The organism is Cellulomonas sp. NPDC058312, from assembly GCF_042880135.1.
GTDB lineage: Bacteria > Actinomycetota > Actinomycetes > Actinomycetales > Cellulomonadaceae > Cellulomonas.
Window position 1 is genome coordinate 1 of record NZ_JBHVZE010000006.1, and the last position, 11991, is coordinate 11991.

The 11991-nt window shown below is 74.5% G+C and carries 6 protein-coding genes; 1 reads left to right on the forward strand and 5 read right to left on the reverse strand.

Annotated features, from left to right (window positions below; all coding sequences use genetic code 11):
* Positions 1-992: 992 nt before the first annotated feature.
* Genes glgB through ACFVXN_RS16465 form a run of 5 tightly spaced genes read right to left on the reverse strand, consistent with a single transcriptional unit; the run spans position 993 to position 9282 of the window.
* Positions 993-3179, reverse strand: coding sequence for a 1,4-alpha-glucan branching protein GlgB (glgB, locus tag ACFVXN_RS16445; protein WP_389234866.1), 2187 nt, complete (start codon positions 3177-3179; stop codon positions 993-995).
* Between the two features lie 55 nt (positions 3180-3234).
* The gene (locus tag ACFVXN_RS16450; protein WP_389234868.1) at positions 3235-3903 is read right to left on the reverse strand and encodes a GDSL-type esterase/lipase family protein; all 669 of its coding nucleotides are present in this window, start codon (positions 3901-3903) and stop codon (positions 3235-3237) included.
* Complete coding sequence (locus tag ACFVXN_RS16455) at positions 3900-5297, reverse strand: aminoglycoside phosphotransferase (RefSeq protein ID WP_389234871.1); 1398 nt, start codon at positions 5295-5297, stop codon at positions 3900-3902. Before ACFVXN_RS16455 ends, ACFVXN_RS16450 begins: the two co-directional genes overlap by 4 nt.
* On the reverse strand, positions 5294-7051 hold the full coding sequence (treS, locus tag ACFVXN_RS16460; protein ID WP_389235503.1) for a maltose alpha-D-glucosyltransferase: 1758 nt from the start codon (positions 7049-7051) through the stop codon (positions 5294-5296). The genes ACFVXN_RS16455 and treS overlap by 4 nt, the downstream gene beginning before the upstream one ends.
* 29 nt (positions 7052-7080) lie before the next feature.
* Entirely contained in the window at positions 7081-9282 is a 2202-nt protein-coding gene (locus ACFVXN_RS16465) for a maltotransferase domain-containing protein (protein WP_389234874.1), read from the reverse strand.
* 101 nt (positions 9283-9383) lie between these two features.
* Between ACFVXN_RS16465 and glgP the strand changes: the two genes are divergently transcribed.
* Positions 9384-11966, forward strand: a complete 2583-nt coding sequence (gene glgP, locus ACFVXN_RS16470; protein WP_389234877.1) for an alpha-glucan family phosphorylase — start codon at positions 9384-9386, stop codon at positions 11964-11966.
* Positions 11967-11991 lie beyond the last annotated feature (25 nt).

Genomic DNA, 11991 nt, shown 5'->3' on the forward strand with positions numbered 1-11991 from the left:
ATTCCGAACCCGGAAGCTAAGCCCTTCAGCGCCGATGGTACTGCACTCGCCAGGGTGTGGGAGAGTAGGACGCCGCCGGACACCATTTCGCGAAGGGCCACCCCGCAAGGGGTGGCTCTTCGTGTTTCCCGACCCCGTGCACGCCCACCCGCGCACGGCACTGCCCGACCCCACGGGGATGGCGGAGCTCCCCGGCGCGGCATCCCTGCGTACACCCCGGCACTGCCATCTCGGCCCCCCAGGGCCCGGGCACCGACGAAAGGTCACGACATGCCGGCCCGCGAGGCCGCGCACCCGCGTGTCGTGACCACTCGCCACGCGATCACACCCGCGCGGGCGCGCACGTCCGAGATCGGCCGAAGCCGGGTGCGCTCACGTACCCACGCGTGCGGGTCACCGCCCTACCCGGACGACAGTCCCCGCTGAGATCGCAGGGCTCGCCTGCGCTCCCTCACCCGAGCAGACGCTCGGAACGCCATCTCGCCGACCCCGGTCCACGAGCCCCGACGAGAGGTCACGACACGCCGGCCCCCGACGCCGCGCACCCGCGTGTCGTGACCACTCGCCACGCGTCCCCCGCGAGCAGCCGCACTCGCCCCCGTGACTCCCTCCTACACCCGCGGGTGCCTCGCCGAGATGACACCCTTGTCCTGCGCGCCGACACACGAGCAGACGCGTGGGATGCCGTCTCGCCGGCCCCGGTTCTCAGGCATCAGCGAGAGGTCACGACACGCTGGCGCGCGACGCTGCGCACCCGCGTGTCGTGACCACTCGCCACGTCGCAGCAGTGTGTGCGTGGTCGGCGGGTTCGGGCGCGCGCCGGCATCCGCGCCGCGCTCATGGCCGAGATGACATCGCTCACCTGCGCGCGGACCGGCGCGGATGGCCCTACGGGATCGGCGACCGGGGTGGCTGGGCTGGACGTAGCAGCGCGCGCCGCCGTCGGGACGAGGGCGACGCGCGCTGGGTCTGAGCTGCTGTGAGGCCGTCGGTCAGGGGGCGGGGACGAAGTACAGCGCGCCGAGCGGGGGGACCCGGACCGTCGCGGAGAACGCGCGGCCGTGGTGCGGCTCCGGGCGCGCGGTGACCTGACCGAGGTTGCCGACCCCGGAGCCGCCGTACTCCTCGGCGTCGGTGTTGACGGCCTCGAGCCACACGCCGCCCTCGGGGAGGGCGAGCCGGTAGTCCTCGTGCGGGACCCCGGAGAAGTTCACGACGACGGCCACCACCCCGCCACGCTCGTCGCGGCGCAGGTAGGCGAGCACGTTGCGGTCGGCGTCGTTCGCGTCGATCCACTCGAAGCCCTGGGGGCTGTGGTCGAGCGCCCACATCGCGGGGTGGTCGCGGTAGAAGGCGTTGAGGTCGCGGACGGTGCGCTGCACGCCGCGGTGCGGGGCGTGGTCGAGCAGGTACCAGTCGAGGGACCGGGACTCCGCCCACTCGGTGCCCTGCGCGAACTCGCTGCCCATGAACAGCAGCTGCTTGCCGGGGTGGGACCACTGGTAGGCGAGCAGTGCCCGGACGCCGGCGCGCTGCTGCCAGTCGTCGCCGGGCATCTTGCGCATGAGCGAGCCCTTGCCGTGCACCACCTCGTCGTGGCTGATCGGCAGGACGAACTGCTCGGAGAACGCGTAGACGAGCGAGAACGTCGCCTCGTGGTGGTGGTAGCGGCGGTTGATCGGCAGCTCCGCGAGGTAGCGGAGCGTGTCGTTCATCCAGCCCATGTTCCACTTCAGGCCGAAGCCCAGGCCGCCGCCGCTCGTGGGGGAGGTGACCCCGGGCCACGCGGTGGACTCCTCGGCGATCATCATGACCCCCGGAGTGCGGCGGTAGGCGGTGGCGTTGGCCTCCTGGAGGAACGCGATCGCCTCGAGGTTCTCGCGGCCGCCGTGCGCGTTCGGGCGCCACTGGCCGGGCTCCCGGGAGTAGTCGAGGTAGAGCATCGAGGCCACCGCGTCGACGCGCAGGCCGTCGGCGTGGAACTCCTCGAGCCAGTAGGTGGCGTTCGCGACCAGGAAGTTGCGGACCTCGTTGCGCCCGAAGTCAAAGACGTACGTGCCCCAGTCCATCTGCTCGCCGCGCATCGGGTCGGGGTGCTCGTACAGCGGGGTGCCGTCGAACCGGGCGAGCGCCCACTCGTCCTTGGGGAAGTGCGCGGGGACCCAGTCGATCAGCACGCCGATGCCGGCGCGGTGCAGGGTGTCGACCAGGTACCGGAAGTCGTCGGGGTGCCCGAACCGGGACGTCGGCGCGTAGTAGGACGTCACCTGGTAGCCCCACGAGCCGCCGAACGGGTGCTCGGCGACGGGCAGGAACTCGACGTGCGTGAACCCGGTCTCGAGCACGTACTCGGTGAGCTGGGCGGCGAGCTCGCGGTAGGAGAGCCCCTGGCGCCAGGAGCCGAGGTGCACCTCGTAGATGCTCACGGGGCCGGAGTGCGGGTCGTGGGCGGCGCGGCGCTCGAGCCACGCGTCGTCGCCCCAGCGGAACACGGACTCGACGACGACGGAGGCGGTCGCGGGCGGGACCTCGGTGCCCTTCGCCATCGGGTCGGCCTTCTGCCGCCAGGCACCGTCGGCGGTGAGCAGCTCGAACTTGTAGCGCGCGCCGGCGACGACGCCGGGCACGAAGATCTCCCAGACCCCGGACTCGCCGAGGGACCGCATGGCGTGGGTGGCGCCCTGCCAGTGGTTGAAGTCGCCGATCACGCGGACCGCGCGCGCGTTCGGGGCCCAGACCGCGAACGCGGTGCCCTCGACCTCGCCGAGCGTGCCGGGGTACCGGTGGACGTTCGCGCCGAGGACGGTCCACAGCTCCTCGTGCCGGCCCTCGCGGATCAGGTGCCGGTCGAGCTCCTGGACGGTCGGCAGGTAGCGGTAGGGGTCGTCGACCCGGGTGGTCTGCCCGGCGTACGTGACGTCGAGGCGGTAGTCGACGACCTCGGGCTCGCGGAGCAGCGCCACCCAGATGCCGTCCTGCTCGTGCACCGCGGGGGTGGCCCCGTCGGCGGTGACGACCGCGACGGCGTCGGCCAGGGGCCGCAGCGTGCGCACCACGAGGCCGCTGGGCGTCAGGTGCGCGCCGAGGACGGCGTGCGGGTCGTGGTGGGTGCCGGACGCGACGGCGCGCAGCGTGTCGGGGTCGACGGTGACGGGCGACGGCTCGGCCGGGCGATTCATGTGCCTACCCAACCACCACCGGGACGTTCGCGCAGCCAGGACGCGACGTCCCGGGTCAGCCGAGGACGCCGGCGGCCGTCACGGTGGTCCACCACAGGTCCGCGAGGGCGCGGTGGCCCGCCGCGGTGGGGTGCACGCCGTCGGCGGCGAGCGTGGCGGCCGCTGCGCCCCGGCCGGCGTCCGCGTCCCCGCCCGACGCGGCGCCCCCGCCGGCCGCCAGCGCGGTCAGGTGCGCGGCGGCGGGGACCAGCGTGGCCCCGTGGGCGTCCGCGAGGCGGTGCACGGCGGCGACCCGGGCGCCGAGGTCCTGCGCCCACCAGGTCTCCTGCGCGGGGGTCACGGGCAGGACGAACGGCTCGACGAGCACGAGCCGGCGCACCCCGGCTGCGAGGGCCCGCGCGAGCAGGTCGTCGTAGCCGGCCTCGAACGCGTCGACGGGGGACACCCGCCCGGAGTCGAACCGCCGCCAGGTGTCGTTGATCCCGATGAGCACCGACAGCACGTCCGGGCGCTGGGCGAGGACGTCCGAGTCCCAGCGGGCGGCGAGGTCGGCCAGGCGGTCGCCGCCGACCCCGCGGTTCGTGACCCGGCACCCCTGGAGGGGGCCGTCGGCGAGCAGCCGCACGTAGCCGTCGCCGAGGCCCGCGGGGTCGGCGCGGCGGCCGCAGTCGGTGACCGAGTCGCCGGCGAGCAGCACGTGCACCGGCGCGTCCGGGGCCGTCACCCGACCAGCCGGGCGACGGCCCGCAGCGGGATCGGCAACCAGGTGGGCCGGTTGCGCGCCTCGTACACGGCCTCGTACAGCGCCTTGTCGAGCTCGAGGACCCGCAGCAGGTGCGCGCGGGCGCCGGGGTCCAGGTCGGGGGTCTCCGCGGAGTAGCCCGCGAGGAACGACGTGCGGGCGACCTCGGTCCACGCGGCGGGAGCGCCCCCGACGGCGGCGGCGTAGTCGAACGACCGGAGCATCCCGGCGGCGTCGCGCAGGGCCAGGTCGGGGCGGGTCCGCTGCGCGACGGGGACCAGCGGCTCGCCCTCGAAGTCCAGGACGTACCAGGTGTCGTCGCCGCGCAGCACCTGGCCGAGGTGCAGGTCGCCGTGCACGCGCTGCCGGGGCGGGACCTCGGCGAGCAGCTGGGTGCGCTCCGCGAGGGCCGCGATGGCGTCGGCGTGCTCCTCGAGCTCGGGGACGGACTCGACGGCCCACGCGAACCGGTCGGCGAGCGCACCCGCGACCGCCACCGCGGCGGGGGACAGGCCGGGCTCCGGGTCGGCCGCGTGCCGGCCGGTGCGGGGACCCTCGACCGCACCCTGCTCGCCGTGGCCGGTCGGGAGAGCGCGGGCCAGCGCCCGGTGCATCTGCCCGACGACGGCGCCGAGCTCCTCGGCGAGGGTGTCGAACGCGGTGCCCGCGCGGGCGAGGTCGCAGGCGAGCTCGAAGCCGTCGTGGGCGCCGGGGACGAACGCGCTCAGCACCCCGAGGTGCCCGTGCGCGGTGTGCTCGCCGTCCTGCCACTGCGCACCGAGCCACGCGAGCGGCCGCGGCACGTGGGTCCAGCCAGCCTCGGCGAGCGCCCGCGGGACGTCGACGTCGGGGTTGTCGCCCTCGGACAGGCCGCGGAACACCTTGAGCATGGCGGTGCTGCCGTCGGGTCCGGCGCCGGGGAGGATCACCGAGGTGTTGGACTGCTCCCCGGGCACGACCTTGGGCGGGCCGAGGTCCGGGTCGGGGTCGGCGGGGGCGTCGGCGGGCCGGTCGGCCTCCGCGAGCCACGCGCGCTCGAACTCGGCGCGCCCGGCGCCGTCGAGCACGACCGTGCCGTCGGGGAGCCGGCCCACGAGAGCGGGGTCGTCGTCGGCCGGGGCGGGGTCGGGGGCGTCGGGCCCGCGCAGCACGACCGGCACCTGCAGCACCGCGCCGGCCCCGGCGCCCTCGGCCCGCAGCAGCAGCAGCCGGACCTCGGCGGCACCGTCTGGGTCGCGGAGCGTCAGGCCGCCGATCGCGCCGACCTGCGCGTCGGTCCCCTTCACCGGGAACCAGCGTCGACCGGGCAGCCAGGGCGCCAGGAGTGCCGCGAGCGCGTCGTCGCGCTCCTCGTGGGCCACCCGTCGATCGGTCATGGGGTCGTCACCGCCAGCCAGTAGAAGTCGCGGGAGCCGAGCGTGAAGGTGGCGGTGCCGTCCGCGCCGACGGCGGGGAACGCGGCGCCGCCGAAGACGTCCCGCAGCCCGGCGCCGGCCAGCGCCGCGGGCAGCCGCAGCGTGGTGGCGCGGGCGGTGGACGCGAGGTTGGCGACGCACAGCAGCGTCTCGTCGCCCGACCGCCGCAGGAACGCCAGCACGCTCGCGTTGTCCCCGGGCACGACCTCGAACGAGCCGAGCCCGAGCGCCGGGTGCTGGCGCCGGACCGCGAGCATGCCGCGGACCCAGTGCAGCAGCGACGTGTTCTGCGCGATCTGCGCCTCGACGTTGACGTTGTTGTAGTGGTGCACCAGCGACTGGATCACCGGCAGGTAGAGCTTGCCGGGGTCGGCGGTGGAGAAGCCGGAGTTGCGGTCGGGCGTCCACTGCATCGGGGTCCGCACCGCGTCGCGGTCGGGGAGCCAGATGTTGTCGCCCATGCCGATCTCGTCGCCGTAGTACAGGCAGGGGCTGCCGGGCAGCGAGAGCAGCAGGGCGTGCGCGAGCTCGATCTCCTTGCGGGAGTCCTCGAGCAGCGGCGCAAGCCGGCGGCGGATGCCGATGTTGGCGCGCATCCGGGAGTCCGGGGCGAACCAGCCGTACATCGAGGCGCGCTCTTCGGTGGACACCATCTCGAGCGTGAGCTCGTCGTGGTTGCGCAGGAACGTGCTCCACTGCCCGCCCGCCGGGATGGCGGGGGTGTCGGCGAGGATGTCGACGATCGACGTCGCCTGCTGGTCGCGCAGCGAGTAGTAGATGCGCGGCATGACGGGGAAGTGGAAGCACATGTGGCACTCGGGCTCGGCGTCGGTGCCGAAGTAGTGCACGACGTCCTCGGGCCACTGGTTCGCCTCGGCGAGCATGATCCGGCCCGGGAACTCCCGGTCGATCATGGCGCGCAGGTCGCGCAGGAACCGGTGGGTCTCGGGGAGGTTCTCGCAGTTGGTGCCGTCGCGCTCGTACAGGTACGGCACCGCGTCGAGCCGGAAGCCGTCGACGCCGAGGCGCAGCCAGAACCGCGCGACGTCGTGCATCGCCTCGACGACCCGGGGGTTGTCGAAGTTGAGGTCGGGCTGGTGGCTGAAGAACCGGTGCCAGAAGTACTGCCGGCGGACGGGGTCGAACGTCCAGTTGGACGTCTCGGTGTCGACGAAGATGATCCGCGCGTCCTGGTACCGGGTGGGGTCGTCGCCCCAGACGTAGAAGTCGCCGTAGGGCCCCTCGGGGTCGGAGCGGGACGCCTGGAACCAGGGGTGCTGGTCGGAGGAGTGGTTCATCACCAGGTCGACGACGACCCGGATGCCGCGCTCGTGGGCCTCGGCGACCAGCTCGGTGAAGTCGTCCAGCGACCCGTACTGCGCCGCCACGGCGGTGTAGTCCGAGACGTCGTAGCCGCCGTCGCGCAGCGGCGACGGATAGAACGGCGGCAGCCACAGGCAGTCGATGCCGAGCCACTGCAGGTAGTCCAGCCGCTCGATCAGGCCGCGCAGGTCGCCGGACCCCGACCCGTCCGAGTCGGAGAACGACCGGATCATCACCTCGTAGAACACCGCGGTGCGGTACCAGTCCGGGTCGTCGGACAGCCCGTTCGGCCGCTCGGCGGCGGGGACGCCGGGCTGGCGCCGCGCCGGGAGGGCCGTGACCGCGATCTGCCCGGTGGGCGGCGCGCCGTGGCCCGGCGTCGCGGACGGCACCGGCTGGCCGTCCGACGCCCCGAGCGGGCTCACACCCGCTCCACCACGACCACGTGCGCGACCCGGCTGTACGGGTCGAGCCGCACCCACGGGTGCGCGTCCCAGGCGTAGGCCTCCTGGGACAGCACGTCGTGCGCGACGAACCGCGCGTCCGGCTCCAGGCCCAGCGCCGCGAGGTCGAGGTCCAGCACCGCGTCGTGGGCGGCCCGCGGGTCGAGGTTCACGACCACGAGCACCGTGTCGGCGGAGCCGGTCGGCGACAGGTGCGCCGGCAGGTGCCGCGAGAACGCCACCACCTGGTCGTCGCTCGTCGGGTGCACGGTGAGGTTCCGGAGCTGGAGCAGCGCGGGGTGCGCGCGGCGGATCTCGTTGAGCGAGCGCAGCAGCCGGGCGATGCCGAGCGGCTCGGCGGCCGACCAGTCGCGGGGCTTGAACTCGTACTTCTCGTTGTCGATCTGCTCCTCGACGCCGGGCCGCGGCACGTCCTCGACCAGCTCGTAGCCGGAGTAGATGCCCCAGGTCGGCGCGCCGAGGGCGGCGAGCACGGCCCGGACCGCGAACCCGGCGGTGCCGCCGGTCTGCAGGTACGGCGTGAGGATGTCGTGGGTCGTCGGCCAGAAGCTCGGCCGCATCCACGAGCCCTGCTCGTCGGAGACCTCGGCCAGGTACTCCTCGATCTCCTCCTTGGTGTTCCGCCAGGTGAAGTACGTGTACGACTGGTGGAACCCGACGCGGGCGAGGTTGAGCATCATCGCCGGGCGGGTGAACGCCTCGGACAGGAACACGACCTCGGGGTGCGTAGCCCGGACGTCCGCGAGGATCCGCTCCCAGAACTCCAGCGGCTTGGTGTGCGGGTTGTCGACGCGGAACGCCGTGACGCCGTGGTCGATCCAGACCTGCAGCACCCGCCGGATCTCCGCGTAGATGCCCTCGGGGTCGTTGTCGAAGTTCAGGGGGTAGATGTCCTGGTACTTCTTCGGCGGGTTCTCGGCGTACGCGATGGTGCCGTCGAGCCGGGTGGTGAACCACTCGGGGTGCGCGGCGACCCAGGGGTGGTCGGGCGAGCACTGCAGCGCCAGGTCGAGCGCGACCTCGAGGCCCTGGGCGCGGGCCTCGGCGACGAACGCGTCGAAGTCCTCGAACGTGCCCAGCGACGGCTCGATGGCGTCGTGCCCGCCGTCGGGGGAGCCGATCGCGTACGGGGAGCCGGGGTCGCCGGGGCGGGGGTCGAGGGTGTTGTTCCGGCCCTTGCGGTGCGTGGTGCCGATCGGGTGGATCGGGGTCAGGTAGACCACGTCGAACCCGAGCCCGGCGATGCGCGGCAGGTCGCGGGCCGCGGTGCGCAGCGTGCCGGTGGTCCAGGTGCCGGTCGCGTCGTCGTAGGTCGCGCCGATGGACCGCGGGAAGATCTCGTACCAGGCTCCCGCGAGCGCCAGCGGTCGGTCGACGACCAGCGGGTAGACGGGCGACGGGCTGAGCATCTCGCGGACCGGGTGGGCGGCGAGCGCGGCGCGCACCTCGGCGGACAGCCCCGCGGCCAGGCGGGCCGGTGCCGGGCGGGTGCCGTCGCGCAGGGCGGTGACGGCGTCCTGGAGCACCTGGCGGTCTGCGTCGGGGACCGCAGCGCCGGCGTCGTCCGCCGTGCGGTCGGCGGCGCGGGCGAGCAGCCGGGCGCCCTCCTCCAGCACCAGCTCGACGTCGACGTCCGCGCCGACCTTCAGCGGGGCGTCGTGCGCCCAGGTGCCGAACGGGTCGGACCAGCCTTCGACGCGGAAACCCCACGCGCCGGGCTCGTCGGGCACCAGGCGGGCCTCGTACCGGTCCAGGCCGGGGGCGATGTCGACCATCGTCGCCCGGGCGCGGTCGGTGCCGTCGGGGCCGACCAGCACGGCGGTCGCGGCGCACGCGTCGTGGCCCTCGCGGAACACCGTGGCGCGGACGGGGACGGCCTCGCCGACGACCGCCTTCGCGGGCCAGCGGCCGGCCTCGACGACGGGGGAGACGTCGACGACCGGGATGCGGCCGACCGGCGCGCGCCCGGGGGCCGGTGCGGCGGCGGGGGCGGCGGCAGCGGCTGCCGGCGCGGCGCTCGCGGCCGGGGTCGTGGGGGTGGTGGCAGGGACCGGGGCCGGGGCCGCCGTGGTCGGCACGTCGGCGGCTGCCGCGGACGTGGTCGAGCGCGGGCGGGCACGGCGCGGCGCGGGCTCGCGCGGCGGGGGTGTCGACGTCACGGTCCCGAACCTATCCACAGCGGACGTGCCCCGGCATCCGGACGGGCCGAGCAGTCGAAGGACCTGTTGTCCCGGCCCTGGTCGTGCGTACGCTCGGGCAGGTGAGAGCCATCCGCCGATTCACCGTCCGCACCTCGCTCCCCGCGGAGCTCGCCGACCTGGACGAGCTCGCCCACAACCTGCGCTGGTCGTGGCACGCGCCGACCCGTGACCTGTTCGCCCGGATCGACCCGGCCGTGTGGGACGAGGTGGGCGGCGACCCGGTCGCCCTGCTCGGCGCCCTCCGGCCGGAGCGCCTGGCCGAGCTCGCCGCCGACCCCGACGTGGTCGGCGCGGTGCGCGCCGCGACGGCCGACCTGCACGAGTACCTGCAGGCGCCGCGCTGGTACCAGCACCAGCAGGCCGCCGACCCGTCGCTGCCCGCCGCGATCGGCTACTTCAGCCCGGAGTTCGGCATCACGGCCGTCCTCCCGCAGTACTCCGGCGGCCTGGGCATCCTCGCCGGCGACCACCTCAAGAGCGCCTCCGACCTCGGCGTGCCGATCGTCGGCGTCGGGCTGCTGTACGGCGCCGGGTACTTCAAGCAGGCGCTGACCCGCGACGGCTGGCAGGTCGAGACCTACCCGCTGCTCGACCCCGACGGCATGCCCCTGACCCTGGTGCGCGAGCAGGACGGCACCCCCGCGGTGGTGTCGATCGCGCTGCCCGGCGACCGGACGCTGCACGCGCACATCTGGACCGCGACCGTCGGGCGGGTGCCGCTGCTGCTCCTCGACTCCGACGTGCCCGAGAACGACGAGACCGCCCGCAAGGTCACCGACCGGCTGTACGGCGGCGGCGGCGAGCACCGGCTCCAGCAGGAGCTCCTGCTCGGCGTCGGCGGCGTGCGCGCGCTGCGCGTGTGGTCCCGGCTCACCGGCGCGCCGGACCCGGAGGTCTACCACACCAACGAGGGGCACGCCGGGTTCCTCGGTGTCGAGCGGATCCGCGAGCTCGTCTCGGGCGCGGGGCTCGGCTTCGACGAGGCGCTGGAGGCGGTGCGCGCCGCCACGGTGTTCACGACCCACACCCCCGTGCCCGCGGGCATCGACCGGTTCGAGGCGTCCCTCGTGCACCAGTACTTCGGCGGCGCCAACGCGGCCGAGGGGGTGCCCGTGGAGCGGGTGCTCGCGCTCGGCGCCGAGGACTACCCGGGCGGCGACCCGCTCATGTTCAACATGGCGGTGATGGGCCTGCGGCTCGGCGGGCGCGCGAACGGCGTCTCGGTGCTGCACGGCGAGGTGTCGCGCGACATGTTCGGCGGGCTCTGGCCGGGGTTCGACGACGTCGAGGTGCCGATCACGTCCGTCACGAACGGCGTGCACGCGCCGACCTGGGTCGACCGGCAGCTGCTCGACCTCGCCGCGTCGCGCCTCACCTCCGACGAGCTCGAGGACGGGTCCGGCTGGCTGCGGACCGACGCGATCGGGGACGAGGAGCTCTGGGCGGTGCGCCGCACGCTGCGCGCCCAGCTCGTCGCGGACGCCCGGCGCCGGGTGCGCGGGTCCTGGGCGCGGCGCGGTGCCAGCCCGGCGGAGCTCGGCTGGGTGGACGACGTGCTGTCGCCCGACGTGCTGACCATCGGGTTCGCCCGCCGGGTGCCGACCTACAAGCGGCTCACCCTCATGCTGCGCGACCCCGAGCGGCTCAAGGCCCTGCTCACGCACCCCGAGCGGCCGGTGCAGCTCGTGATCGCCGGCAAGTCGCACCCTGCCGACGACCAGGGCAAGCGGCTGATCCAGCAGCTCGTCCGGTTCGCCGACTCCGAGGGCGTGCGGCACCGCATCGTGTTCCTGCCGAACTACGACATCGCGATGGCGCAGACCCTCTACCCGGGCTGCGACGTCTGGCTGAACAACCCGCTGCGCCCGCTGGAGGCGTGCGGCACGTCGGGCATGAAGGCCGCGCTGAACGGCGGCCTGAACCTGTCGATCCTCGACGGGTGGTGGGACGAGTGGTTCGACGGCGAGAACGGCTGGGCGATCCCGACCGCCGACGGCGTCGAGGACCCGGACCGCCGCGACGACCTCGAGGCCGCGGCGCTGTACGAGCTCATCGAGCACCAGGTCGCGCCGCGGTTCTACGACCGGGACGACCGCGGGCTGCCGCTGCGCTGGCTCGAGATGGTCCGGCACACGCTGGCCACGCTCGGCCCGAAGGTGCAGGCCACCCGGATGGTCGCCGACTACGTGGCCCGGCTCTACGCGCCGGCCGCGTTCGCCGGACGCGCGCTCGCGGGGGAGTCCGGGTTCGCCGGCGCCCGCGAGCTCGCCGCGTGGAAGGGCCGCGTCCGCGCCGGCTGGCAGGGCGTGCGCGTGGACCACGTCGAGTCCGGCGGCGTCGGCGAGGTGCCGCAGGTCGGCGACGCGCTGCACGTCAAGGCCTACGTGACGCTGGGCGACCTCACCCCCGAGGACGTCGAGGTGCAGGTCGTGCACGGCAAGGTCTCCGAGTCGGACGAGCTGCACGGGTTCACCGTGGACCCGCTGGCGCTCGCGGACACGTTCGAGGGCGGCCGGTACGCGTTCGCCGGGGACCTGCTGCTCGACGCGTCGGGGCCGTTCGGGTACTCGGTGCGCGTCGTGCCGCGGCACGCGGGGCTGGCGTCGGTCGCCGAGGTGGGGCTGGTCGCGAACGCGGGCTGACGCCGCGCGCCGCGGTGCCGGACCC

Excerpts from the sequence above, each read along its gene's own strand:
- glgB (WP_389234866.1), bottom strand. The coding sequence starts at position 3,179 with ATGAATCGCCCGGCCGAGCCGTCGCCCGTCACCGTCGACCCCGACACG.
- ACFVXN_RS16455 (WP_389234871.1), bottom strand. The coding sequence starts at position 5,297 with ATGACCGATCGACGGGTGGCCCACGAGGAGCGCGACGACGCGCTCGCG.